Here is a 25,508-nt window from a genome sequence, read left to right as displayed (position 1 = left end):
AGTCTTGGTACAGGCACCTTTACGGCGCCTTTTTGTTTGTTCCGGCGTTCCGGCTACATCTGTGTGGCAACCTTGCGCTTGAGCTGGGAAAGCTGAGCGGCAACGGTGTTGTCCGTCACATCCGAGCCGACCTGCACACGCATGCCACCGATAACGGAGGGATCGACCGTCGAGTCGATATGCACAGGACGTCCGAGCTTGGCCGAGTAAATCGACACCAGACGCTTGATCTGCGCTTCATCCAGCGGCGTGGCCGTGGTGACCGTTACCATCGATTCACCCATATGACGGGTGAACTTGGCGATCAGCCATTGCAAGGTCTCCAGGAAACGACGGTTACGCGGATTCGCGACTGCATGTTCTGCCAGTCGCATAGTCACCTTATTGAGCTGAGAGCCGTCAAGAACGGAGTGCAGCAAATCGAGGCGAGCCTTGGCCGGCACGAAATCATCCGAGAGCTTCGAACGCAACACCGACATCTTGAGCATGGCGGAATGAATCTGCGCCAGCTCCACGGAAACCGTGAGCGTGCTGTCGGTTGCGTCGGCGTAGTACATCATGGCGTCAACCGCGAAATCCTCGACGGCGTTGGCGATATCCTTGACCCGGCTCCAATTACGAGAAACCAGATCGGACAGAATATCGGCCGTAAGGGCATCGGCTTGGCCGGCCAGAATGTTGTTGATGAGCGCAACCTTATCGGTCGACGGACGGGACGGGTCGGTGAGCGAACGCTCCACTTGGTCGTTGTGATCAAGCAGATTGGTGACGACGAACAGCTCCTCGCCGATACGCCACGCATCGGTTCCCTTCTCCTTCAATCTAGGGGCCAGGGAATCACGCGATGTGCGATCAGCCTGTAACGACGCTTCTCCTCGCATTGCTCACCTCCATTCGTTGAATAATAAACACTGTCTTCAATCCATCAACAACGGCACGTGACTCCGGAAACAACCGAAAACGTGTCATCGCTCATTTTTCAGTTTTCTTGTCGAGATCGTCAATCATGCTGTCGATCATGTTGCTCTGCACGTCGGTGTCCTGAAGCTTGGAGCCCAGAATCTTGCCGGCAAGAGCCGTAGCCAAAGTGCCGACTTCGCTCTTCAGCGTCACCATCGCCTGCTGTTGCTGCGAGGCAATCGAACGCTGGGCGTTCGCGGTGATCTGTTCCGCTTCCTTGTCCGCACGGGTATGGGCGTCGGAGATAATCTTCGTCGCCTCGGTGCGAGCATTGTCGGTGATCTTTGAAGCGTCGACACGAGCATGGTTGAGCTGGTCTTCATACTTCTTCTTGGCCGAGTCCGCATCGTCCTTGGCCTTCTTGGCCTTGGCGATGTTGCCTTCGATTTTTTCGGCACGTTCGTCGAAAATCGCGTTGAACTTGGGCATGAAGAACTTATAGAAGAACACAGCGACTATGGCAAGAATGATCAGGGACCATACGATGTCATAAACCTTGGGAATAAACAGGTTGATGCCCTTCGAGGCAGCAAATGTCATCATGATCTCCTTTCATCGTTCGTTTTTGTCATTGTTTTCGCTTGTTGCGTGGGCTGGTTTCAGAGCACCAGAGCGGCAACGAAGCCGAGCAGACCGAGAACCTCGACCAGTGCCAGGCCGATGAACATGATCATCTGAATCTTGCCGCTGACTTCGGGCTGACGAGCCGTGGACTCCATGGCCTTGCCGAAGAGGATGCCGAGACCGAGGCCAGGGCCGAGGGTGGCCAGGCCGTAGCCGATGACGCTCAGGTTGCCAGAAACCGCTGCGAGAGTGATGATATCCATTTGTTTTCCTTTCCAAGTGCCGTGTCGGCATTTAAAAAAACCGGTACAACTTTGGTTACTGCTTTGTTCAATTGTAAAAATTTATTGTTTACGCGCTGTATCGCATTTCAAGCGAGACCGTGCGTTGTCTCGACCAAGCCAGTCGTTGACTATTCAGCCTCCGGATAGCTCAGGTTGATATAGACCGTGGCGAGAATCGAGAAGACATAGGCCTGCAGGAAGGCGACGAACACTTCGAACAGTGTCATCACGATGCCGCCGAGGAACCACGCCGCGCCGACCGGCACACCGACCATCTTGTTGGACGACTCAATCATCCAGAACTGTGCGAACGCCAGGCAGGTGGCTACCGTAAGGTGGCCGGAAATCATGTTGGCGAACAGTCGAATCGTCAGCGACGCCGGGCGGATGATGACCAACTCGAGCAGCTGAATCGGAGCCAGAAGAATGTAGACAGGCCACGGCACTCCGGGAGTAAAGCATTCGTCACGAATGTAGCCCCAGAGACCTTTTTCGCGGCACGCGGTAATCCAGTACTGCACCAGCACCCAGATGGCGAAAACCAAAGGCATGGTGATCGTGGCCGTTGCAGCCATATTCGCTCCGGGGATGACCCCGAAGAGATTGAAGAAGAAGATCGTGAAGAACAGAGTGGTAATCATCGGCACATGACGCTTGCCGCGCAACTCGCCCATGGTCTCGTATACCACGTTGTTGCGTACGAAGTCCATGCCCATTTCGACAAGACCCTGCCAACGGCCGGGAATGAGTTTGGCATGGGCTGCGGTGATGCCCAAGATGATGAGCAGCAGAATCGTAGCGACAATGCGGATGAGGATGATGCGATTGATGGCGAACGGGGTGCCCTGGAAAAGAATCTCCGGAGGCAGGAAGTCGTTGACACCCGGCAAATCCGCACCGGACGCCGACGCCAACAACATATTCGCGCCAACAGCTTCGATCATATGCCCTCCCTGATTAATCTCAGGCTTACCAGTCTATTGCATCCAAAAGAAATGAAGCCGCTACATTTCGCTAAATGGCGCGTAGTGGGAACAATTTCACTTTGGTGGTCGAAGAGAGAATAGCCAAATAGAAGCACGGAGCTTCGAAATGGCGATCAACTCCGAACGGCCGCAGACGATTGTACGTCGTTTTTTTGAGAAATGTAAATTAGAACACATTTCATCACGATTTTTGGTATTTCAGACGATAATTTATATTGCAGATTTTCGGAATTTGATGTTGAAAACCCAATGATTGCAACAAATTTCTTTGTCAACAAAACGCTGGAAGATTCTTGAAAAAATATTTTTATCTAGCGTTTCGTCCATTTTTTGAAAAATGATACGAAATATTGTTATTTTTCCATTGAATAGTGGCCAAAATATAGCAAATCTGGCTTGAAATGGGTTAATGGCAACGTGTAGAACAGATCACTCTGGGACATTCTGGAACATTCTGGAACCGTCAAACGCAACCTTTGATATATAGGTATGCAGAACCTTGCGGGGATAAAAGGTCCAGCGACCTACAAATGTCCTGGAATCCTTGCCGTTTCAAGCTTTGCCAGGAATAAGACCGTAACCGTCTTGTTCCACAGGCTTGAATCCATCCACTCGCGGCGAGCCGGGCTCATGGCGAATGGAACGGTCAGTCCCCAATTTCCTCTCTGCGCGAAGTCTCGGCACTTCCTTCAAGTCGTAAGGCGTGGTCTCGTAGACCCAGTTGAGCCAGTTGCGCCACAGCAGATTGGCGTGTGCGCGCCATGAAAAGAGAGGTTCCAGCGACGGATCGTCGTGCGGGAAATAATTGGCCGGGAAGGGCACGTTCGTCAGTCCCTTGGCCTTGTCGCGCTCGTATTCGTCGCGCAGCGTGTACTTGCCGTACTCCCAATGGCCGAGTACAAAAACCTCAGAGAAATCGCGGGCGGCGATGAGACCGGAACCAGCCTGCGGGCCCCAGGTGAGCACCTGCAGGTCAGGGTTGGCGGCAACGTCATCCTCGTTGATACCAGCCACTCTCGAATGCGGCTGGAGCGAGATTTCGTCGAAACCGTTGGTGATGAAGCAGTACTCATCCTGCAGATATTGCGGGAAGACGCCGAAAAGCTTTTCCCTGAAATTCTGCTTGCGGATTCCATAGCGATAGTTGAGCCCGGCCATCGCTCCCCAGCAGAGGTACATCGTGGAGAAAACGTGGGTCTGCGCCCAATCGAGGATCTGCGTGAGCTCATCCCAATAATCGACCTGCTGGAAATCGAGATGTTCAACCGGAGCGCCCGTGACCACCAGACCGTCGTAGTAATTGTCTTTGAATGCGTCGAAGTTCTCGTAAAACTTGAGTAGGTGATCGGCGCTGACATGGGTGGACTCATGGGTCGAGGTCTTCATGAAATCGATGTCGACCTGCAGCGGCGACTTGGAAATCAGACGTAACAGCTGCGTTTCCGTCTCGATTTTCTTGGGCATGAGATTCAAGACGACCAATTTGAGCGGACGAATTCGCTGCTGCTCCGCTTCCGGCTTCTCGATGGCGAAAATCCGCTCCGAATCGAGTATTTCGCGCGCCGGCAGTCCGCTAGCAATCTTGATAGGCATAGTCCTATTATGGTCGCAAATCTGCCCTCATAGCAAAAAACGCGCCGAAGATTTGACTTTTCCGCCATTATCCGTAATCTAGATTATTGCTGTCTTAAACAGCCGTCGCGGGGTGGAGCAGCTCGGTAGCTCGCTGGGCTCATAACCCAGAGGTCTTAGGTTCAAATCCTAACCCCGCTACCAATGCCTCCGGTTTCATATTGATGAAGCCGGAGGCTTTTTCTATATAAAGCTTTGCTTATTGCAAGCATGCTGAATCAGAATGACTTAACCATCAAACTTGACGTGCCTCCTGCGACCATTCCTCGGCAATTATCTGGGAATAACCATCTTTCGGCGGATTGTGATAGATGGCATGAGCATGCGCGTTCTTTAGACTCTCGAGAAGACGGTACCGACGGCTTCTTGACCGGCTATGCTCAACCGGTTTCGGTATTTCTTGGAGCGGCAGGCGCTTGTACCGACATCTATGCAACCGTGTCGGCTGTTCTGTCCAGTGCACCCCTACAAATTGTTCTCCCTGGTGGGGCAGATCCCAAACGACGACAAATTGTTTCAGCGGCTCATGCGTTATCTTGGCAGCCTCGCCGTATCCGACAAGCGACCAGTCGTTTCCCCTTCTTAGCTCGTACAGAGCGGCCACACAGCCTCCGAAATCCAAATCAGCCAGATATGCTTCTCCATCACCACAATTCATGATGTAACCGATCAGCATGGGTTCCCCGAACTTCCGGCTTTCTTTCAGAAGCGAGCAGTTTGGCAGAGTTTTGTTGTCGCCGTTGGGAATGTGCTTGAAAAATATCTCGGCTTGCGGCCGCCATCGCCATTGCCGCCAGTCTACTACCACCGATATGGACAGTGCGACCAGCGATATGGCTAACGTGGCCCACTCTTTGAGTTCCATTATTCCTACCTTCCATCATTGGCCGCTAGGTTTTTCTGGCAATTACTAGTCTACTGCACAGGAAGGTACCTATTCCAAGAGGATGTCGATGAGAAAGGTTGGCAAGATTGTGTGATGTCGGTGCGTCTTGGGCCTGTAGCAGTTATCGATATTTGAGCACAGTGACGGCCCAGACTAAGTCGAGACCGCCACTGTATGAATACCAAGATCTACTTCATCGCGAAGTCATATGAAGCGCTCCTAGATCAGTGCACTGGTCGATGTAGCGAATGATGAACCAGAAACCTTGTAGGCAGAGTTATTGGCCGTGTCGCTGCCATCGGTTTTGCCAGCTCCGGAGTCTTTCATGCCATTACCGTTGCCTCGGTTGGTAGCAGATGGACCGTTGCCGGATTGACCGGATTTGCCGGAAGGATTTCCGTTACCGGAATTCTGCGAATCGGGACCGTTCGACGAACCACCGTCATTCGGCGAACCCATGCCGCCGTTCTGACCGGAACCATCAGCTTGCCCGGAACCATCAGCTTGCCCGGAACCATTGGGCTGGCTTGATCCACCTTGGCCCGGTTGACCGTTGCCCTTTGCAGACCCGTCTTGACCCGCACCAGGCATCTGGCCCATTCCGTCGCGGCCACCACGACCGCTTTGACCATTGTGGCCGCCAGACATCTCACGCTGCATCTGCTGAGGATGCGAAGGAGTGACGGATTTCGCCGTGGCCACTCCAGCGATGGCTCCGCCGGCCAATCCGCATGCCACAGCGACGCCGATAACTACACCCCACATCTTGCTGAAGCGCCGCTTGGGCTGCTGGTTCGGCAGACCAGACTGGCCAGATTGGTCCGTAGAACCGTTAGCAGAGAAAGTCTCCCCGTTAGCCGGCGGATACTGCATAAAGCCATTATCTGGTTCAAAACGCGTGGTCGGCTGTTCGCTGCTGAATGCGGCGGTATCGTCCTGACGGGCGCCAGCACCGGTATGAGTGGCATCATTCTTGTTCATATTGTCGTTCATAATTACACTCCTGTTTTGCTATTGTTCGCTCGAAGATTTCGATACATACACATCGAGCGATATGAACAGCGGTGACTTGGGACTTCCCCACATATTGCTCAAGTACATCGCTTCGTCTATGCAGCAAAGCAACAACTCCAAATATCCTTCTAAAGCTTTCTGCGTAGATATTTTTATGAAACAACACATTCATGGGCAATCACTGCAACAATGCCTAAGATAGGCAACAACTTTCAGGAAACATTCTTGGACATTTACTGAATACTTGCTGAATTCCCAATATCTGCTATTTTGGCAAGAACCTTCGGGACTCAATCCATTGACTGGACCCGTCAATCTGGATTCATCCTTTCGTTTCTTGCCACAACAGGCATACGATTGCGGTCAACGATGCCGTGGACGATGCTTGTTTTGAGTCAGAAGCATCAGCAGAAGAGCACCAAAGAAGAACGCACCGGCCACAAGCAACATCAAAACAATGGATGATCCGGTATTCACCAAGGGTTGTCCTGTCAAAGGCACGATTCCTACCGGTTGCGTTTCCCGTCTCCCGTTCCAATCATCTAGATTGGAGACCACAGGCTGCATGACACTCATGACTTTGCCGTCGATTTCGGCGCTTGGTGCACCGCTGCCTTGCGCAAACGATTCCGCGCCTATGGCCTCACTACCTCGATGTGAAGCCCTCACATTTTGCCAGACAGCACTGTCCCGCCTCTGCAATCCGGACGAAGGTGCGATGCCGGTACCGTTTTTGGAGTCCACCGGTCCTGCGGAATCTGACATAGTCTCGGCCGAACCCGGCGCATCTGCCGCCGTTGACGGTACGGATTCACGAAGCCCAATCACAAGGCCTTGGGCGTCTCGCTCGGCAACGCCATTGACAGAATTTTCTCCCCAAGGATTTCGGTCCACCGTCGGCAACTCGGCCAACGGTATACCCGTAACCTTCGCGCGGTCCCGATGTTTCAGCGTGGCGTCCTTCAATGTGCCGATGACATCGACATGATCGCCAGGCTTCAACACCAATGTCGACCAATCATCGGGATATTTCAGACTCGCAATCGCACCATCACCCGAAATGGTGGTGTCGGCGATTGTCAGATCCTTGGCTCTAAACACCGCACCGTGGCCGTCTTCGCTGTTACTGGTGTTGGTGACGGTGAAGACGATATCGGTGTCGCCCACCATCAGCAACGAGTCATCAGGCTCGTCCCGGTCACCGGTAGACCAGCCACTGCCCTTGTCCCATTTCTCGATATGCAGGCTGGGAGTGAGCTCTGGCGTGCGCGTCCACACGATGTTCGACTCGTTGACATGGGTATTCATGGTCTCGGTGAACCGGTTCTCATGTCGCTCGGTCGCTTTAAGCCTGCGGACCTGCAGATAGGCACACCAACCTTGCTCATGCGCGGTGTCAGCAGATACCAAATCACGGTAGGCTGGCGTGGCGATGACGCTCAATGTGCCATCACTTGCCGCCTCCAAGGTGAACATATCACTGCCAAGCTGAGCACTGTCGAATCCGTTGCCGGCAATCCTGCGCCCTTGCTCCGCAAGCACTCCGCCATCTCTGCCATATAAATTCCGTGTGGCATATACTGCCCATTGGCCCGTATATTCGTCATAATCTGGGTCAAGCTTGTCGGTAATGCTCCATTTATCGACAGCAGGATAGGCACGGTTGGCAGGAAGTACCGAGCTATCAAGCCGATAAAGGAAGGTGCTGCCCTGATAGATGCTGGAACCGTTGACCGATTCTCCGCCCACCTTCACGACCACATCCTTTGCAGGATTGATTGGTTTGAGCGGATTAGACACCTGGTTGGTCTCCTTTCGCACAGCGTTCTCGACCTGCGTGGCTTTGTTTTTCACCACATAGCCGTCGGTGACCTTCTGCACCGTGTAGGGCAGCGTGATGTGGTAGTGCTGGCCCAGAAGCGTCTGATTGATGGCAGGATCGGTTAAAGGATGGTAAGTATCCAAGGACGCGTAGGCCTTGAGATCAGCAGGCTGCGGATTGCCATGCACGGTTTCGCCTGTGGCAGGCACGAATGTGTCGACACGCTTGGCGAAGGCATAAAGCACACCGTCGCTCACCTGGATATTGAATCCGGAGGTATAGTCTCTGCCGTCGTCGCCGGTCACAGTGACGCTGGTGGGGTCAACCTTCAAGTATTCCTCATCGAAATCGTCGATTACTCCAAGTCTCCAGACCTTGTAGGCCATGTTCGACTGCGTGGCATCGAGGTCGATGACGTAGTTGCCGGTGTCACCCTTGAGCAGGGTCTTGCCGTCGATGGAAACCGTCGGGTCGCCCTGCTGGGCGCTCTGGAAGTCGTGTTTGGCGGGGTTCAGGCTGGGCGGGATGTTGAACACTTCATTGCTGGGCGTCAGGCTGTTGTTGAGCATGAGCACCCACTGGTTGTTGACCTTGTGGTCGGTGGGGGCGTCCTTGGCCACGGTGCCCTCGAAGCGCACCTGGATGCGCGGGGCTCCGCCGGCCTGCCATTGCGCAATCAGCGCCGCATCGATGACATTGACAGCCACCTGGTGCGCCGTGTCGTCCCAGCGGTTGGCATATTTCGATTTGGGGATTATCCGGCCGGTGTTGAGGTCCATGAGCTCGAGGGTCTGCTTGTCAGGCTTCAGGTACTGATCGTATTTGTCGGTGAACGTGACAGTCTTGACCGTGTAAGCAAGCGATGACGGCAGATGCGGTTGGGTGTCGAGATCGTATTCGACCTTCTGCCCGGGGTAGACGACCTTGCCGTCCACACTCTCCTGCGAGCCACCCTGTGATGCCTCGCCTACAACATCCTTTTTGGTAGGCGGAACGTAGCCGCAGACCTTGGGGAGGTTCGTGGTCTTGCCCTGCCGATTGACAGTAATCGACCCGGCGTTGAGCAGGGCGGAGCCGTCGGGGCTGGTACAGAACGAGAGTTCGTCGCCGGGGGCTTTGTGGAAGTCCTCGCGTACCTGTTTCGCGCCCTTGCCGTTGGCGTAGTTAGCGGTGAACGGCACCAGCATCGTCACCTGGACGGGCCCGGCATGGCGGGAGAGCTGTGCCAGCCAGTCGGTTTTCGCGGCCGCGGTAATCCTTGTGCCCGCCCGGGTGATGTCAAACTTGTCGGTCACGTCGGTGCCGGAGCCGTTGATGCCCGTCACGCTGGACTGGTCAAAACGGGTGACGGCGGCCATGTAGACGCGGACCTTGGAGAGCGCCTGCGGGTCGACCAGGTAGTCGGCCTTCGCATAGTCGTCGGTGAGGGTCAGATTGTTGACGCCGTATTCCAGCGACTTCGGGTTGGTAATCGGCAGGTTGACGACGGCGCCGAGCTGGTCGCCGTCAAGGAACGTCAGGTTGTCAGCACCGGTCGCGTTGGACCTCGACGGGTCGATGACCGTCTGCCAGCGGCCGTTAGCGCCAAGCTTGACCCAACTCTTGTCGGGATTGGGGCTCCAGATATGGACCTGCGGCTCGTTGGTCGCGGCGGTCTTGCCGTTCCACCGTTCGCTACCCTTGTTGACGATGGTAGCCGCGGTGTGAGCGTCCACGTCTTTGGTCATGGTGCCGGTGAGCACGAGTTTGACCTTGCGGTCGTTGGTCTGCTTGCCGCTGCCGGTGAGGATGGACGGCTTCGCGCTAGCCGTGGTGACATGGCCTGTGGTCGAAACCGAGAAGTCGGCAGTGCGGTCGACGCCGTCCACGTAAACCCTGGCCCTGCCATTGGGGAAGTCGGCGTACTGCGCGGCTCCAGTCCAATCATCGCTAACCGAATACTGCGAGAGGTCCTTGGCCAGATTCTTGGGAAGGATGCCGTTGACGACCACCACGGCATCGTCGCCGGTCACATAGGTCTTGCCGTCCGCGGCCACGGCGTTGGTGTGGTTGCGGTCGCTGGTCGCCAACGCCTCCGGGGTGTCCTTGACCCACGCCTTGTCGGGGTTGGGACTACGTACCAGCACCGGAGGCGTGTTCGTGGCGGAGATCTGTCCGTTCCATTTTTCGGCGCCGGAATTGGTCATCGAGATTGCGTCAGCTGCGGTGACAGAGGATTTGAAGGCGCCGTCCAGCACGAGTTTGACCTTACGATCGGCCGCTTGATGGGCGCTGCTGGCAAGAATGGATGGTTTCGCGGTCGCCGTGGTCTTCGACCCGACGGTGGCGACGGTGAAATCGGCGGTACGGTCAATGCCGTCCACGTACACCTTGGCGCTGCCGTTCGGAAAATCCACATAGCGGGAGGCGGCCGACCAGTCGTCGGTCAGGCTGTACTGGCTCAGGTTCTCAATCAAATCCTTCGGTAGTGTGCCGTTGACCACGCTGGAGACTCGGTCGCCCGGGACGAACGTCCGACCGTCGCTACCCGCTTGGTTGGTGTGATTCGGGTCAGCCGTAGCGAGGGCCTCGTTGGGATCGGTGGTCCATGCCTTGTCGGGATCCGGACCACGTGTCGGGAACTCGTAATGCGGGGTGTCTACGAAGGGATGCGCGTTCCACGCGACCGAGGCGGTGTCGCCCACCTTGTTCGCGTTGGGCTGGTGCACCGTCACCCTGAACTCAAACCGGAAGATATGGTCCGCAGGCATCTCACCCTTGTCCTTCGAACGGTCAGCCTTCACCATGTTGGCGGACCGGTCCCAATTCATCGAGAACTGGCCTGACACATCCGTATTCGCGGTGGCATCCATGACTTTCATACCCGTCACGTCGTAATTGACTCCGTTGGGAGCGATGATGTCCCTGAAATGTAGTTCATAGCCGCCCCGGCCGGTGCCCGATTCGATGGCGGTCGTATTCGACATACCGTCCGTACTCGTTCCCTGCTGCACGGACTTCGTGGGAGCTGAAGGTGCCATAGCAGCCACGCTCCAACGCTCGGCGGCATCGGCATAGCCGATGTGGCCAGTGTCGGCGTTCATCCCTCCCTGCCTAGGCACGGCTATATCGAACCAGTAGGAGCCCTCCTGCCAGTGCCTCATACCCAGGTCAGCCGGGGTGAATGTCGGCGACCACGAATCACCGTTGTTGTGAATCGACGCTGTCTTCGTGGTATGAGTTCCCGGTACATATCCGTCGCCCTCACCGCCGTAATAAAGAGTCACGTTGGCATTCACGTCCTCCATGATGGGAGACCCGTTGTTGGTGGCGTGGATAAGGTCACGGACCGGACTCGTGGAGCCGACCACGACGCCTGCCGGCATCTGCTGACTCGTGGACAGGCCGAGACTGTAGTTCGTCGGCGGCTCGTCACGGCTCAGAACCACTACAATCAGTGCAACATTCTTTTCAGACTCACGGGCGACAAGGGAATTGATGCTTGTCACTCCATCAGAGAACAAATCCCTAGTCTGATAGCTAGCACCTTGGTAGGTGTAAGTCTTGCCTTGGGTTTCGCTGTTCCATGCCGCCGCCCATTGACTTGAAGTGAAACCGGCCGGGTGCCCAGTGAAGCTGTTTGCGAACGACGGGGTATATATCGCTCCGACGGACACAAGCCTACAATTTGCCTGTGCTTCCTGCCCGGGATGCGCCTCACCGTAACGTGCTTGGCATTCGTTCAACGCTCCGCTCGTCGCCTGATTGATGGCGACCGGAGCATCTGCCCCTTCCATTCGCATGCCCATGCCCTGGAGAACGCTGGTCACGTTCGCATCGCTCGGGGTTCCAAACGAGTCCTGGTACGTCCATTTGACCTCTCCGGTTCCACTGCCTGCGGTACCAGAACCACCAGAACCGGCGCCTCCATCAGCGTTTGCCACGCCCGGCAGAAGCATGGATACGGCCGCCAGACCGGCGACCGCGCCGGCCAAGAGGCGGCTAAAGCCTACGGCCCTTGCCTTTGTACGTTTCATATATTTTCTCTCCATTCGGTAGGATGGAGGAAGAGAAGCCCGCAGGGGTCTCTCTTCCAGATATTGGAGTCGCATCCCCCGCCCTTGTCCGCCAAGATCAACAGCGGGGGACACGACAAATTTTTTAATACTTAGCCAATCGGGCAAACACCTGTATGCCCAGCAACGCAATTGGGATTAATGGATCCCGACAGATCAAAGCCTGAGTTGCCTGTAGATTGCTGAGGCTGGCTTGACTGCGGACCTGGAGCCGCACCTCCGCTCGGGACACGGGAACCGGAAGAAGCGGAGCCCGAAGAGGCATATTGCTGCGACGGCTGAGAGGACCGGGACGGACTGGACTGTGCCGGCGCTTTCTGACGTGAACCCTGCGACCAAGATACCTGCCCCGACTGGGTTGTCTGGATGGATTGAGCCTGCTGAGCCGCAACCTGCGCATCGGCATCCGTCTTGGCCTGCACACTCGCATTGGCACCACTCACCGCGCCATCAAGCGACTGGGCGGCCTGCTGGAGATCGGTAAGCTTGGCCTGCCCGTTGCCGAGCATCCCATTCGCCGCATCGATCTGCTGAGACAGAACGGTGCGGGTGTTCTCGTCGGCCACGTTGCCGGCCGATGAGTCCAGCAGTTGCTTCGCCTGCCCCACCTTCGCGGTCAGCGAGTCACGCACATCTTTCAAGACCTTCGCGTCGCGGCTTGCCAACACCGCTTTCGCTGAATTTTCCACGGTTTTGCGCGCCGACTTCAACGACTCCAGCGATGAACTAGCCTCGCTCTCTTGCTTTTGAGCAACCTTACGAGAAGTGGCATCACAAACAGTCACACCTTTATGCGTTAAATTGGTTAGCTTCTTCTGATCTCTCTGCAGTGCTTCCCATGTGTTGACATCGGCGACACCGTTCTTATCCACCTTCGTCGCCTCAACGGTCTTGTTATCAAGGGATGTTTTGTTGAGCTTCCGAACCTGCGCCGTATATTGTCGACAGTCTGCGAGCGCTTCATCCTTGGCATGACCGCTCCAGACCACCGCGCCGGCAATACCAGCCACAGCGACGACGACCACTGCAATGGCAGCAATCCACACCACTCGCCGCTTCCAAAATGGCTGTACGTCAGCATCGGAAACAACATCATGCTCGCTTGACTCGTCACCACCAACGTTTGGCAAAACCGTTTGGACATCCGCTTCAGCAGGAGGTGGCGTATCTTTCCCACCATGTTCATCAGAGGTTAACTCCGATTCCATCTCATCACTCATTGTTCTTCTCGCTTCTGTGTTCATGACCCGATACATGCCATGGTTGCATAAATCCGCGAACTTCCGGGTCAATTTCAGGTACTGTGGTCAAATGCTCGAGGGCTCGGCGTGTTGTGGATAACTCGATTTTTACTATCCACATTTCGCCGTTTTCAGGTCATCTTTGCCCGATTCATCCACATGATTATCAACCGTACCGTAATGCAACAAAATACTTATGCACAAATTTTATTATTCAGACCAAAAACGGCGAAAGCTATCAAACCTGCCTTTACAATGAACAATACGGAACGATTCATCAACGTCGATAACGACAAGGTGGGAGCAAAATGGCAGCCAATACAATCAAGCAGAAGTTCAGCGAGCCGGCCACGCCCAGCATCCCCGTATCCGCGCCTCACCAATTCGGACGAGTGGTCATCATGTCGATCACTCCGAGCACCGAACATGGAATCTTCCCGGCTCGCATCGAACTCGGCGAGACGTTCACCGTCACCGCGCAAATCTTCATAGAGGGGCGTAGCCATACAGGCGCCACAGCAATTCTGCGCGACCCGCATGGTGAAATCAGGCAACGGATTCCGATGACCTGTATCAACCCTGGCCTCGACCTGTGGAAAGCCGAACTCACTGCCGGCCATTCCAGCAATATCAAGCCCTGGAACAAGGATTTCGCCGTCATTCAGAGGCAACTCGGCGAATGGACGGTCACGCTCGAAGGCTGGGAGGACGTGTATGCCTCATGGCTGTCAGACGCTCGAATCAAGGTCGAGGTCAATGACGATGCCGAAAACGCATTGATCTCCGGCTCTCAGCTGCTTGCACGCTGGGCAGAACACGAAGACGCCAAACTTGATGAAACCGGACGAGACACCTTAAGAAAAGCGTCCCAGCAACTTGCCGACAATACATTGAACACCAAAGAACGGCTTGCCGCCGCCGACAATCCTGCCATCGCGGAATTGCACCATTCCAATCCGCTCCGGGACGGTCTTACTCTGAGCGCCCCGCAACGCTTCAAGGTCGAACGACCCGGATCAAGCTTTACCGCTTGGTATCAGTTCTTCCCGCGTTCGGAAGGAGCCACGCGCGACCCGCAAACCGGCGAAATCACCCAAGGAACGCTCAAAACTTCACTGTCCGGACTTGACCGAGCCAAAGCCGAGGGATTCGATGTGGTCTATCTGCCACCGATTTTTCCCATCGGCGTCACCAACCGCAAGGGACGCAACAACGCTTTGGTCGCAGGGCCAGATGACCCCGGCTCTCCCTTCGGCATCGGCTCGTCGCTGGGCGGGCACGACACGGTTGACCCATTGCTGGGCACGATGGACGACTTCAAGGCTTTCTGCGCCCACGCACACAAACTAGGACTGGAAATTGCGCTTGATTTCGCGCTACAGTGCTCGCCCGACCACCCGTGGGTCAAAGAACATCCGAATTGGTTCCGCCACAAGCCGGACGGCACCATCGCGTTCGCCGAGAACCCGCCGAAGAAGTATCAGGACATCTATCCCATCGATTTCAACATCGATATGCCTGGCATCGAGCGCGAAACCGAACGCATCATGGACCTTTGGATCGAGGCGGGCGTCACGATATTCCGCATCGACAACCCGCACACCAAGCCGGTACGCTTCTGGCAGGACGTCATCGAGGCAGTGCAGCGCAAGCACCCCGAAATCCTCTTCCTCGCCGAAGCCTTCACCCGTCCGGCCATTATGCGCTCGTTGAGCTTGGCTGGCTTCACTCAGTCGCACAGTTATTTCCCCTGGCGCAACACCAAGGATGAAGTGACCGAATACCTGCAGACCACCAACAGCGACGAGGCTTACTACCAGCACAACACGTTCTGGCCCACCACACCCGATATCCTCACCGACTATCTGCGCGACAATGGCCCAGAAGGCCACAAGGTTCGCGCGGTGCTTGCAGCCATGGGTTCACCTTCGTGGGGCATCTACAACGGCTACGAACTGGTGGAGAACCGTCAGCAAGAGGGCCGCGAAGAACAGGCCGACAATGAGAAATACGAAATCAAGGTCCGCGATTGGAACGAAGCTGAAGAATACGGCATCGCCACACTGCTCGCCGACCTCAACCACATTCGACGCGACCACCCTGCATGCCGCAGCTATCACGATTTGGTGATGCTCTGGACGAGCGACCCGAATGTCGTCGCCTTCGCCCGTCATATTCCAGCAGACTCCTGCATCGAATTCGTACCCAAAGATAGCGGGAAAATTGACGGTGACAGTGACAACGCCAACGACAATGCGCAAAGTAAAAACACCGAACTGCCGGACGCAAGCAGCAACACCGGCGCGGCGAACCAAACCAACGACGCCACTGACGACATGAAAGAAACCACTCCCGACGACACCCTTATCGTTGTGGTGAATCTCGATTGCAAGGCAGCCCACACCTCGGAGGTCAATTTCGACCCGGCCTTACTGGGGCTTCCTCGCGACCACACCTTCGATGTCCACGACGAGCTTGGCGGCGGCAGCTTCACGTGGTCAAGCAACAACAAAGTCACCCTCGACCCCATCGAACGCCCGGCCTATATTTTCAGCATTGCCGGAGTTACGTCGGAATAGCAACAGTTCAGCGATAGGCCATCACCCATGCCCGGATGAAGCAGACGGGCATTACGGCGAGTATCTGCGCTAGAATTGGGAAGGTAACAAAATCGTACAAACAACGTACGCAAGCACGTTCAAAAGGAGCAAACATGGCAGAAACATTCAATGTCCTCGTTGAAATCCCGCGCGGATCAAAGAACAAGTATGAGATGGACGAAGAGACCGGCCGCATCAAGCTCGACCGTACCCTCTTCACCGCGATGGGCTATCCGGATGACTATGGCTACATCGAGGACACCCTGGGCGAGGACGGCGATCCGCTCGATGCACTCGTCATGATTCCGAACTCGGTCTTCCCCGGCTGCGAGATCAAGTGCCGCGCCGTGGCGCTCTACCACATGGAAGACGAAGAGGGCGGCGACGACAAGGTGCTGTGCGTGCCTGCTGACGTGCGTTTCGACGACATCAAGGATGTCGACGACGTCAACGACTATCACAAGGCCGAAATCAAGCACTTCTTCGAGCAGTACAAGGCTCTGGAGCCCGGCAAGGAAGTCATGCCCGGCGATTACTGGACCGGCGCCGAAGAGGCCGAGAAGCAGATCGTGGCCGCTCGCGAGCGCCTCGCAGCTTCCAAGAAGTGAGATCGTACTAGGCTAAGCGCTGGCATGAGTCATTGAGATATCACTGATTCATAACCATCGCTAACTATGCAGAAAAGGGACACGGATTGATTCCGGTCCCTTTTTTCGTTTTTAGTTTCTAGCTGCAAAGACTGCTAAACACATCAGCCCTTCTTCATTCCAAGGGTGCGTCCAGCTATATAACGCCCCTGGATAAGCGTCTGACTGGTCGCCTGCGATTCATCCAGAATCTTCTGGCAAATCATGTCCACGGCCGATTCCGCCAATTTGGCGACAGGTTGCTCCACAGTCGTCAGTCCCAGCAGCGGAGAGCGATACGCTCCCATACCGTCGAAACCGGTGACCGATATATCTTCCGGACAGCGTAGTCCGATGGTGTCAAGGTATTCAAGAATAGCCAATGCAATAGCGTCATTACCAGCCATAATCGCCGTCGCACCAGCATCAATGGCCTCATCGACCGCACGATAAAGGGGTTTCCCCAAATCCGACTGAATCGACATGATGTGAGTCTGCGCACCCGAGATGACCAGCTGTGTCAGGAAATTCGCCGTCCTCGCGTGCAACGCCGAAGTAAGCTCACTGGTGGAGGCGGTCACGGCAATGCAGGTGTGCCCGTGCTCAACCACCTGTTGCGCCAAGTCGCATTCGGATTGAGGATCAATGCGTACTGAACTCAAACTCGGCAAGTCAAGACCCGTAGCCAAAGCGATGGTGGGCACGAATTTCGCCGCGTATTCGGCGACCGATGCCGCCACGCGACCTGAGGAAATGATGATGCCGCCCACGCTATGGCCCAAGAGACAACGAACTGCACGCATCTGACTTTCCAGATTGTCCGCGCAAGAAACGATAAGCAGGTCGAAACCGGCCTTTGCCGCCTGATTACGAACATGCGAAGCCACAGCACCATAGAAGTGGTTGCCCAAATCGCGAATGAGCAGCCCAATGGTCATGGTCTGAGTGGTTGCAAGCGAAACCGCACCAAGATTGCGCACGTAACCCAATGAATCCGCGGCCTTCAGCACAGCGGAACGAGCCTCTTCGCTCACATTCGTGGTATCGTTCAACACCCTAGAGACGGTAGCGGGAGAGACCTTCGCCAGACGCGCAACATCTGTCATACTCACACGACGCTTGCGCTGCTGCATGGCCTCTCCCTTACTGGTCTCGAGGAATGGATAACCCTATTTTACGCCAAGGTGCCATTCTTTCATTTTCTTGAAACGGAACACACCTTCCTGCGGCGACTGATCGACTGCAACCATCCAAGCCCGGCTCACGTGCATCGTCGTTTCAACCGATACCTCATCCAGAATCTTCCGGACTTTCTCATCGGTCTGCTCGTCGGTGTCACTGGAGCAATAGGCAAGGGTGTAATGCGGGCCGAACGGCTGATCGGTAAGCGAATCGCCCAACCCGCTAGCGCTGAAGGCATCCCTGATGGCATCCACCAGTTTCTGCCATTCAACGCCGTCCTTACCGACCACCTCGATGGCAGCCTGCCGAACCTGCGGCTTGTTGAATGCAACATCGAAAGCGTTCAACGCACTGATTCGGGCGGTAAGTTCCTCATCGAGTTGGTTCCATTGCTCATCACTAATCTCGTCACGATACAGGTCGAAACGTTGCAGTGTCATGTGCAGATAGTCCGTCGGCTGAACCGCCAGACCTGCGATATCGGCCAGAGCGCGGTCTTCCATCCTCGCCGTTTCCGTCACCTCTTCATGAGGTTCAGGCAAGGCGTAAAGATGGATGGCCCCATCCAGTCTTCTCCACTTCGTATCGGCCCTATCAAAAAAACGACGCATCAGTCTTCAGCACCCGCACTTTCGGGAACAGCCCATAGTCCTTCCTCATCCACCGCGCACACCACGGAATCGTTATTGTGCAGAGGTGTGGAGACACCCGGAGCACTACCGGTCAGATGGCCGACCTTGGAATCCAGCTCATAGTGCACAGCCTCCCCATCGAACGCGGAAGAGGCGATGGTGGCCGGAATCTCCAGATGAGCCCCGACCGACTGGTCGTGGACGGTGAGGTTCTCGGCACGAATCAGGATACTTACCGGCTGGCCCACAGTAAGTCCGGAAACACCCCGAACGCTGAGCTGGCCCAAATCGGTATCGAGCAGGTATGAATCGTCCTTCTCGTTGTGCGAGACCACTTGCGCAACCTTGCCCTTGAGGAAGTTGTCAGTTCCCAGGAAGGAAGCGACGAACTTGTTGACCGGCCTATGGTAAATCTCCCAAGGAGTGCCCACCTGCTCAACCTTGCCGGCGCTCATCACGACGATGACATCGGCCATGGTCAACGCTTCGGACTGGTCATGGGTCACGAAGATGGCGGTGATGCCAAGCTTCTGCTGCAACTGGCGAATTTCGCCGCGCATCTTGACTCTCAGGCGCGCATCCAAATTGGAAAGAGGCTCGTCGAAAAGGATGATTTTCGGCTCCATCACGAGCGCACGGGCCAAAGCCACACGCTGCTGCTGGCCGCCGGAAAGCTGGTTCGGATAGCGATCGGCATACTCCTCGATGCCCATCATCTTCAAGGCGGCATCGGCCCTCTGCTTGCATTCGGCCTTGCTCATCTTCTTGAGCTTCAGACCGAATTCCACATTGCCGCTCACCGTAAGGTGCGGGAACAGCGCGTAGGACTGGAACACCATCGACATCGGCCGCTTGTCGGCAGTCACATCGAGGATGCTCTTGCCGTCCACCAGGATGTCGCCATCGGTAGGCTGTTCGAAGCCTGCGATCATGCGCAACGTAGTGGTCTTTCCGCAGCCCGAAGGGCCCAGAAGGGTGACGAACGTGCCAGGCGCAATGTCAAGACTCGTGCCTTGAACCGCGGTGAAATCACCTTTCTTGCCCGGATAGACCTTGCTGATGTTGCGCAGCGTGAGCGCGCCGGCAACGGTGCCTTTTGTTGTTGATTCTTCTGACATTGTAGATTTCATCCCTTTGAACGATTGAGCTGGCGAAGCAGAAGGTTCGAGATGCCCAGAATGATGAGCACCAGAACAATCAGCAAGCTCGAATAGGCGAATGCGTTGCCGAATCGACCTGCATCGACCTCATCCAGAATCTGGGAGGTCATGACCTTGGTCTGCGGTGTGGTGATGAAGATGATTGCGGTGATCGTCGTCATCGATTTGGTAATCGCGTAAGTGACCGCAGTGACCACTGCAGACGACATCAGTGGCAACGTGACCTTGCGGACTGTCGTCAGTGGGTCGGCGCCCAGAGATACAGCCGCTTCCTCAACTTCAGGATTGATCTGCTTGAATGCCGCGATGAAGGACTGCTGACCAGTCGGATCGCCACGGGCGATGAAGACCATGACAATGGCTATTGCGCCGCCGCCGACTGCCAATCCGCCTGCAAGCGGCGGGAGAATATCCACTCCGAAAACGGTGATGGGCTGCGAATAGACCAGCGCGAAGCCCAGGCCGAGCACGGTGCCAGGAACGGCCACGCCGAGCATACCCCAGAGGTCAAGCACTCCACCGAACCGAGGAAGATGGCGAACCACCAACCACGCAATGGCCAGTGCCAGAAGCGCCGCCAATGGAGCCGCAACGAGCGTCATCAGCAATGTGGTGGCGACCGCGTCGGAGCCAAGCCGTTGAATGAAATCGAAATGCTCCCAAGTCCACGTGTTGTCGACTCCGAGAATCTTGACGAATCCACCGACCAGCAAGGTCAGGTAGATGGTCGCGACCAACAGCAGCCACAACAGGGAAACGAGCATCATCGGGACCACCACGGTCGGCGACTTGACCGGCTTGATAGCGCCCGTCGGCTTACCAGTGACAGTGACGACGGATTTCTTGTCGGTCCAATACTTCTGAATCAGGAAGACCGTCAGCGCTGGCAGCAACAGCACCAGAGAGATACCGGCCGCTGTGGCAACGTCACCCGAACCAGCGACAGCAAAGTAAATCTGGCTGGCAAGCACGCGGTAATCGCCGCCGATGACCAACGGGTTGGCCAGATCGGCAATGCCCTCAACGAAGAGCACCAGGAACGACGAAAGCATTGCAGGCAGCACCATCGGGATGGTCACATGAATCAACGTGTGCCATGGCGAGGAACCCAAGCTCGAAGCCGCCTCGAACAGGGACGGATCGAGATTTTCGAACATGCCCTTGATATTGAGGTAGGCCACAGGCGTGAACGTCATGGTAAGCACCATCAACAGGCCCGGCAGGCCATAGATGTTGGTCTCAAGATGCAACAGACCGTTGGTGATGATTCCCCTCTTGCCGAACAGGGTGATGATGGCCGTCGCCGCTGCAAACGGTGGCGAAATCGTAGGCAGCAAAGTTACCCAATGCAGAACTTTCTTGCCAGGGAACTTGACGAACGTCTGCACCCAAGCGCACACAAAACCGATAAATGTGCCAAATACGCCAACCAACAGGCCCAATACGATGCTATGCACAAACGTATCGATATCTGTGGTGAATGATTGCTTGATGGCGACGCGACCCTGGGCGCTGAACCCTGCTTGAAGCAGCTTGAATACCGGCAGACCAAGCAGCAGTATCAGCGCGACAACGACGATTGCGAGGACAATCCATACGGAGAGACTCTTGCGAGGCCCACGCCGCCGTCCCTTACTTTTGTTTTTAGAAATCGAAACCGAGGAAGCCGAACTCATTCTATCTCCTCATCAATATTGACAAATTTCAAATGAGCAACGATCACTTGGCATCCTTGGAAGAGGAGACTTCACTCTCGAAAGCCTTGATGAAAGTGTCGCGGGAGTCGGCGGCCTTGCGCATATCCCACTTGACCTTCTTGACCTTGTTCTGATTGGGCACGTTCTTGCCGATGGTCGCCTTCGGATTCGTCGGAGCAGCGAACGAAGGAACACCAGCGTAAAGGTTCTGCGCCTTGGTGCCGAGGATCCAATCAGTGAACTTCTTGGCATTGTCCTTGTTGTGAGCGTTCTTCAGCACGGAGACGGCACCGACCTCATAGCCGGTTCCTTCCTTCGGATAAGTGGTCACCAAATCGCTGTATCCAGCTTGGATGGCCTTCTCGCAATCGGAGTCCAAGGCGATGGCAACGGTGACCTCACCACGTCCAGCCTGCTCGGTTCCGGTCGCCGCGGACTTCGAATACTGCATCACGTTCGGGTTGAGCTGCTTGAAATAGTTAACGGACTGCTGCTCATCGCCGTTGTGCAACACCGCTTGCGTATACATGGCCATGTAACCGACACCTGCCGTTGCGGGGTGCGGCATACCAACACTCTTCTTCAGCGTCGGCGAGAGCAAATCATTCCAGGAAGTAGGGGCCTTCAGGTTCTTCTTCTTGAGTTCGGACTTGCTGGAGCAGAACGCAATCGAATCGGTGTAGAAACCAGTCCAAGAGCCTGATGGATCCTTGTAATCGGTGGGATAATTCGATGCTGCGGAGGACTTGTAGTTTTCGATCCAGCCCTTGTCTTGTGCCAGCAGATGGTTCTCGGCCTGACCACCGGCCCATACATCGAACTCGCCAGGATTGGTCGCGAGCCTGGCGAGCACCTCACCTGCGCCGAGACGAACATACGTTGTCTTGATACCGGTTTCCTTGGAGAACGCACGGGTCATAGCCTGGCAGAAATCTTCCTGCTGCGAGCAGGCAACGGAAACACTGCCAGCGTTGCTTTTGGCGCTTGAGGAACCGCCGCAAGCCGCCATCGGAACAAGCATGGCAACACCTGAAATCCCCGCGATTAAACGGAGCGCTAATTTATAATTACTCATCTTTGAGCCTTTCAGCTAGTATGATTGCGCTTTCATCAATAAATATATATGTGAAACATTTATTTGTCAAAGAAGATAGTGCAGATTCTTGATGTACGCGCTTTCATTTGGAACGACATCCGACAGCAATACGAGACGTTCCCCGGGGTCAAAACCATGACGTTATAATGTAATAGAAAATAGTAATTGTGGCATGCGAACGGTATTCACATCGGGAATTCAAAGCCGGAACAGTAAGGAGTTACCGGCAGTTCTCAATGCCGAAAACACAAGGCGCAGGCGGGCAACCGTCGAGGCCCATTCGCATGTGCCATGCGACGATAGCCCATCGGCTCATCGTTATCAACGCAGGCGCTGCGTATGAACACGAAAGTGCAAACGCAAGCTTATGATCATCGAAATCCTGCTTATCGCGGTGTCCGTCTCGATGGACGCCTTCGCCATCGCCATCGGCAAAGGGCTGGCTACCAAACATGTCAGGCCAATCAACGCCGTCAAAACCGCGCTCTGGTTTGGCGGATTCCAAGCACTCTTCCCTATTCTGGGGTATTTCTTCGCCTCGTTGTTCGGCCGTTACGTTGAGGCGGTCGACCATTGGATTATTTTCGGGTTACTTGCATTAATCGGCGGCAACATGATCCGTGAAGCGTTTGGTGAGCCCGAGGAAGATGCGAAAGAAACCGCACAATTCGATTGGCGTCACATGGCGCCGTTGGCCGTCGCCTGCAGTATCGATGCCTTCGCCGTCGGCGTGAGCTTCCAGTTTATGCCGCTGAACATCTGGGTTGCGGCCGTCATCATCGGCGTCATCACAGGCGCCTTCTCCGTCGCCGGTCTTTACTTGGGCCATTCCATCGGTGTGCACTGGCAGCAGACCGCCCAAATCATCGGCGGTATCGTCCTCATCCTCATCGGATTGAAAACCTTACTGGAGCACCTCGGCATCATCGCTTGGTAACGATAACAATAACCGTCAGCCGACGAAAACGAGCAGCGCAACCACCGCAAGGAACACGACGAAACCGCCGTACATAATCGGCGCGAAACCGATGCCAATCCATGAGTAGCGTCGACGCTCATCGATATCCCAATGTGGAACGACCTCGCTACGGTCGGGCTGATCCGCCGTCTCGTAGTCCTGCCACCAGCGCACGGAGGCACACGCCAACGCCGCCAACAGAGCCAAAGCAACGATGACGACAATCGCTACGATACCAATCTGAGCCGCACCAGCAACCTTCGTGCCTTTCAAATGTCCCGAGAAATAGCGCAATAGCACCGGAAGGAACACCCACCCGGAGGTAGCGACCACGGCGACATTAACCATGAGGCTCTGCGAAAGCGAAAGCACCATATTCGTCCGCTCGCGGCGCAGCATCTGGTGAAGGAACCCCAAAATAACGAAGGCGGCAAGCACCACCAACAACGCACTTGTCCAAAGCGTGCAGGCACGAAGCAAACTGCTGCTAGCAACCTCATCGAATCGACCGATACGTGCTCGATGAATGCCGTTGCTTTCGCCGGTTCTGGGAAGGAGGTCCAGGAGCGCCATCTGTGTGCCACCAATCATCAGCTCGCCACCGATGACGCCGACGATTCGGTCGACAATCGAGCCTCGCATAGGCCAGAAGATGATGCCGAACACCAGCATCTGCGCGATAAGTTCTGCAACCGTAAGCTGTACTTGACCATCCACAAGGCACGACACCGCAAGCATCACCACGATAATGGCGTAGACCACAACTTCAAGCTTCACCAAGGATTTTGCGGAACGGACGGGACCTGCAGATTTTGAAGCAGATGCAGCGGTTTCGGCATCCTTGACGTCACGAGAAACACCAGCAGAATTCGTCGTGTCCTCACTCCGCATACTCTCGCCATTCGCCGCAGCAGCCATCCGTAACCCCGTTCCGTCTCACGTCACTCGCTTCCATGCCATTTTAGGCACGAAAATACCGTCATTCAAAACCTTGTTGTCTACCTGCCGAGCATCCTATAAAACCGCGGAAACTCCGGCGTAACACAGCCGACACAAACAAGGTTTTCTATAAGAAATATGGTAGCTGCCAGTGTCCACAACCAGCAGGTACAATAAAAACAATCGCAGAACCCCAATGACGTCGTGCATACGGCGCCGCGCTATGCGCAAACCCGGATTCGCCAAATGGCAAGGCCCCGCGCAATCCGCAGGGGACGCGATTGGGAGGGAGGGCTCAATGACCGATTTGACGTTGATGACAATGGCGCCCAATCCGGCCAGCGTGCTGCCAAGCCTCGCGCTGCTCTCCTATCGTGTGCGCGTGCTGCCGATGGACGCCGCAAGCCTCGTGAAACTTCCCGAAAACACCATTCTTTTCCTTGACGCGCGCGACGACCTCGCCAACGCCAAGACGCTGTGCAACCTGATTCACGCCTCCGGGCTTTCCATTCCAATCATTCCCATCATCACGGAAGGCGGCTTCACCGCCATCAACTTCCAGTGGGGCGTGACCGACGTTGTGGTCAGCAATGCCTCCCCTGCCGAGGTGGAAGGCCGGCTTCGCCTGGTGTGCGAGCGCCGCCAAGCCGCTCCGACCGTTTCTCGCACTTCGGTGGAGCAGGATAATTATCGCGAGGACGGGCAGATCCGTTCCGGCGATCTGGTGGTGGACACGAAGGGTTATACGGCCAGCCTCAACGGCGAACCGGTCAACTTGGCCTACAAGGAATTCGAACTGCTGAAATATCTCGTGCAGCATCCACACCGCGTATTCACTCGTGCCCAGTTGCTGCAGGAAGTGTGGGGCTACGACTATTACGGCGGCACGCGAACGGTCGACGTGCATGTGCGACGCCTGCGGGCCAAGCTTGGCGGCGAGTACGAACATATGATCGGGACCGTGCGCAACGTCGGCTATCGTTTCGATCCGCCGGACGACGACAACAATGCCAACACTGAGGGAAACGACGGCACCGATGCACACGATAGTGCCGATACCAGCAATACCGGCAATCTCTGAACCATCGGCAACGTCAAATTTCTGGGCGAAACGAACGACAAACGCCCAAGTGTTGAAACAGAATCGTCGCTGAGGCAATACGACAATAACTAC

19 protein-coding genes and 1 tRNA gene are annotated in these 25,508 nt (G+C 55.6%); 5 read left to right on the top strand and 15 right to left on the bottom strand.

Features of this window, described 5'->3' with window-relative positions:
* Nucleotides 1-53: 53 nt before the first annotated feature.
* The 5 genes from OZX57_RS01455 to metA form a co-directional block, all read right to left on the bottom strand.
* Nucleotides 54-881 carry a F0F1 ATP synthase subunit delta gene (locus OZX57_RS01455; RefSeq protein WP_277162428.1) on the bottom strand — a complete coding sequence of 276 codons (828 nt, stop codon included), beginning with the start codon at nt 879-881 and terminating at the stop codon, nt 54-56.
* 91 nt (nt 882-972) lie between these two features.
* Nucleotides 973-1,500 (bottom strand): F0F1 ATP synthase subunit B, encoded by a 528-nt coding sequence (locus tag OZX57_RS01450; RefSeq protein ID WP_277162893.1) that lies wholly within the window; start codon nt 1,498-1,500, stop codon nt 973-975.
* 59 nt (nt 1,501-1,559) lie between these two features.
* Nucleotides 1,560-1,787: an ATP synthase F0 subunit C gene (atpE, locus tag OZX57_RS01445; RefSeq protein WP_277146158.1), complete on the bottom strand. Its 228-nt coding sequence runs from the start codon at nt 1,785-1,787 to the stop codon at nt 1,560-1,562.
* A 149-nt stretch (nt 1,788-1,936) separates the two neighbouring features.
* Nucleotides 1,937-2,752: a F0F1 ATP synthase subunit A gene (atpB, locus tag OZX57_RS01440; protein ID WP_277162427.1), complete on the bottom strand. Its 816-nt coding sequence runs from the start codon at nt 2,750-2,752 to the stop codon at nt 1,937-1,939.
* Nucleotides 2,753-3,346: 594 nt separating this feature from the next.
* Nucleotides 3,347-4,387 (bottom strand): homoserine O-succinyltransferase, encoded by a 1,041-nt coding sequence (gene metA / locus OZX57_RS01435; protein WP_277162426.1) that lies wholly within the window; start codon nt 4,385-4,387, stop codon nt 3,347-3,349.
* Nucleotides 4,388-4,493: 106 nt separating this feature from the next.
* Here metA and OZX57_RS01430 point away from each other — a divergent pair.
* A tRNA-Met gene (locus OZX57_RS01430) sits at nt 4,494-4,570 on the top strand.
* Between the two features lie 91 nt (nt 4,571-4,661).
* Here the strand turns inward: OZX57_RS01430 and OZX57_RS01425 are convergent.
* From OZX57_RS01425 to OZX57_RS01410, 4 genes are all read right to left on the bottom strand, one after another.
* Nucleotides 4,662-5,291: a hypothetical protein gene (locus OZX57_RS01425; RefSeq protein WP_277162425.1), complete on the bottom strand. Its 630-nt coding sequence runs from the start codon at nt 5,289-5,291 to the stop codon at nt 4,662-4,664.
* Nucleotides 5,292-5,531: 240 nt separating this feature from the next.
* Complete coding sequence (locus tag OZX57_RS01420) at nt 5,532-6,305, bottom strand: hypothetical protein (protein WP_277162424.1); 774 nt, start codon at nt 6,303-6,305, stop codon at nt 5,532-5,534.
* Nucleotides 6,306-6,689: 384 nt separating this feature from the next.
* Nucleotides 6,690-12,164 carry an LPXTG cell wall anchor domain-containing protein gene (locus OZX57_RS01415; RefSeq protein ID WP_277162423.1) on the bottom strand — a complete coding sequence of 1,825 codons (5,475 nt, stop codon included), beginning with the start codon at nt 12,162-12,164 and terminating at the stop codon, nt 6,690-6,692.
* 131 nt (nt 12,165-12,295) lie between these two features.
* A complete protein-coding gene (locus tag OZX57_RS01410; protein ID WP_277162422.1) occupies nt 12,296-13,411 on the bottom strand; it encodes a hypothetical protein in 1,116 nt (371 codons plus the stop codon).
* Nucleotides 13,412-13,752: 341 nt separating this feature from the next.
* Between OZX57_RS01410 and OZX57_RS01405 the strand changes: the two genes are divergently transcribed.
* Both OZX57_RS01405 and OZX57_RS01400 read left to right on the top strand, forming a co-directional pair.
* Nucleotides 13,753-16,023: an alpha-1,4-glucan--maltose-1-phosphate maltosyltransferase gene (locus OZX57_RS01405; protein WP_277162421.1), complete on the top strand. Its 2,271-nt coding sequence runs from the start codon at nt 13,753-13,755 to the stop codon at nt 16,021-16,023.
* A 134-nt stretch (nt 16,024-16,157) separates the two neighbouring features.
* The gene (locus OZX57_RS01400; protein ID WP_277162420.1) at nt 16,158-16,652 is read left to right on the top strand and encodes an inorganic diphosphatase; all 495 of its coding nucleotides are present in this window, start codon (nt 16,158-16,160) and stop codon (nt 16,650-16,652) included.
* A 143-nt stretch (nt 16,653-16,795) separates the two neighbouring features.
* Here the strand turns inward: OZX57_RS01400 and OZX57_RS01395 are convergent, their stop codons facing one another.
* Genes OZX57_RS01395 through OZX57_RS01375 form a run of 5 tightly spaced genes read right to left on the bottom strand, consistent with a single transcriptional unit; the run spans nt 16,796 to nt 22,362 of the window.
* Nucleotides 16,796-17,803, bottom strand: coding sequence for a LacI family DNA-binding transcriptional regulator (locus tag OZX57_RS01395; RefSeq protein WP_277162419.1), 1,008 nt, complete (start codon nt 17,801-17,803; stop codon nt 16,796-16,798).
* A 36-nt stretch (nt 17,804-17,839) separates the two neighbouring features.
* Complete coding sequence (locus OZX57_RS01390; RefSeq protein WP_277162418.1) at nt 17,840-18,463, bottom strand: 2'-5' RNA ligase family protein; 624 nt, start codon at nt 18,461-18,463, stop codon at nt 17,840-17,842.
* Nucleotides 18,463-19,602: an ABC transporter ATP-binding protein gene (locus OZX57_RS01385; RefSeq protein ID WP_277162417.1), complete on the bottom strand. Its 1,140-nt coding sequence runs from the start codon at nt 19,600-19,602 to the stop codon at nt 18,463-18,465. Before OZX57_RS01385 ends, OZX57_RS01390 begins: the two co-directional genes overlap by 1 nt.
* Nucleotides 19,603-19,610: 8 nt before the next feature.
* Nucleotides 19,611-21,320, bottom strand: a complete 1,710-nt coding sequence (locus tag OZX57_RS01380) for an iron ABC transporter permease (protein ID WP_277162416.1) — start codon at nt 21,318-21,320, stop codon at nt 19,611-19,613.
* A 43-nt stretch (nt 21,321-21,363) separates the two neighbouring features.
* Nucleotides 21,364-22,362, bottom strand: a complete 999-nt coding sequence (locus tag OZX57_RS01375) for an ABC transporter substrate-binding protein (RefSeq protein WP_277162415.1) — start codon at nt 22,360-22,362, stop codon at nt 21,364-21,366.
* Nucleotides 22,363-22,804: 442 nt separating this feature from the next.
* Between OZX57_RS01375 and OZX57_RS01370 the strand changes: the two genes are divergently transcribed.
* Nucleotides 22,805-23,374, top strand: coding sequence for a manganese efflux pump MntP family protein (locus OZX57_RS01370; RefSeq protein WP_277162414.1), 570 nt, complete (start codon nt 22,805-22,807; stop codon nt 23,372-23,374).
* A 15-nt stretch (nt 23,375-23,389) separates the two neighbouring features.
* On the opposite strand, the gene OZX57_RS01365 is transcribed toward OZX57_RS01370, so the two are convergent.
* Nucleotides 23,390-24,286, bottom strand: coding sequence for a hypothetical protein (locus tag OZX57_RS01365; protein ID WP_277162413.1), 897 nt, complete (start codon nt 24,284-24,286; stop codon nt 23,390-23,392).
* 346 nt (nt 24,287-24,632) lie between these two features.
* Here OZX57_RS01365 and OZX57_RS01360 point away from each other — a divergent pair, with 346 nt between their 5' ends.
* Nucleotides 24,633-25,415 carry a response regulator transcription factor gene (locus OZX57_RS01360; RefSeq protein WP_277162412.1) on the top strand — a complete coding sequence of 261 codons (783 nt, stop codon included), beginning with the start codon at nt 24,633-24,635 and terminating at the stop codon, nt 25,413-25,415.
* The last annotated feature ends 93 nt before the right edge of the window (nt 25,416-25,508 follow it).

It is taken from the genome of Bifidobacterium sp. ESL0682, assembly GCF_029392815.1.
Lineage (GTDB): Bacteria > Actinomycetota > Actinomycetes > Actinomycetales > Bifidobacteriaceae > Bifidobacterium.
Note: the sequence above shows the minus strand (reverse complement) of the source record. Positions and strands in the feature narration are given on the sequence as shown.

Coding starts and splice junctions, on each gene's coding strand:
- OZX57_RS01455 (WP_277162428.1), bottom strand. CDS start 881: ATGCGAGGAGAAGCGTCGTTACAGGCTGATCGCACATCGCGTGATTCC.
- OZX57_RS01450 (WP_277162893.1), bottom strand. CDS start 1,500: ATGACATTTGCTGCCTCGAAGGGCATCAACCTGTTTATTCCCAAGGTT.
- atpE (WP_277146158.1), bottom strand. CDS start 1,787: ATGGATATCATCACTCTCGCAGCGGTTTCTGGCAACCTGAGCGTCATC.
- atpB (WP_277162427.1), bottom strand. CDS start 2,752: ATGATCGAAGCTGTTGGCGCGAATATGTTGTTGGCGTCGGCGTCCGGT.
- metA (WP_277162426.1), bottom strand. CDS start 4,387: ATGCCTATCAAGATTGCTAGCGGACTGCCGGCGCGCGAAATACTCGAT.
- OZX57_RS01425 (WP_277162425.1), bottom strand. CDS start 5,291: ATGGAACTCAAAGAGTGGGCCACGTTAGCCATATCGCTGGTCGCACTG.
- OZX57_RS01420 (WP_277162424.1), bottom strand. CDS start 6,305: ATGAACGACAATATGAACAAGAATGATGCCACTCATACCGGTGCTGGC.
- OZX57_RS01415 (WP_277162423.1), bottom strand. CDS start 12,164: ATGAAACGTACAAAGGCAAGGGCCGTAGGCTTTAGCCGCCTCTTGGCC.
- OZX57_RS01410 (WP_277162422.1), bottom strand. CDS start 13,411: ATGGAATCGGAGTTAACCTCTGATGAACATGGTGGGAAAGATACGCCA.
- OZX57_RS01405 (WP_277162421.1), top strand. CDS start 13,753: ATGGCAGCCAATACAATCAAGCAGAAGTTCAGCGAGCCGGCCACGCCC.
- OZX57_RS01400 (WP_277162420.1), top strand. CDS start 16,158: ATGGCAGAAACATTCAATGTCCTCGTTGAAATCCCGCGCGGATCAAAG.
- OZX57_RS01395 (WP_277162419.1), bottom strand. CDS start 17,803: ATGCAGCAGCGCAAGCGTCGTGTGAGTATGACAGATGTTGCGCGTCTG.
- OZX57_RS01390 (WP_277162418.1), bottom strand. CDS start 18,463: ATGCGTCGTTTTTTTGATAGGGCCGATACGAAGTGGAGAAGACTGGAT.
- OZX57_RS01385 (WP_277162417.1), bottom strand. CDS start 19,602: ATGTCAGAAGAATCAACAACAAAAGGCACCGTTGCCGGCGCGCTCACG.
- OZX57_RS01380 (WP_277162416.1), bottom strand. CDS start 21,320: ATGAGTTCGGCTTCCTCGGTTTCGATTTCTAAAAACAAAAGTAAGGGA.
- OZX57_RS01375 (WP_277162415.1), bottom strand. CDS start 22,362: ATGCTTGTTCCGATGGCGGCTTGCGGCGGTTCCTCAAGCGCCAAAAGC.
- OZX57_RS01370 (WP_277162414.1), top strand. CDS start 22,805: ATGATCATCGAAATCCTGCTTATCGCGGTGTCCGTCTCGATGGACGCC.
- OZX57_RS01365 (WP_277162413.1), bottom strand. CDS start 24,286: ATGCGGAGTGAGGACACGACGAATTCTGCTGGTGTTTCTCGTGACGTC.
- OZX57_RS01360 (WP_277162412.1), top strand. CDS start 24,633: ATGACCGATTTGACGTTGATGACAATGGCGCCCAATCCGGCCAGCGTG.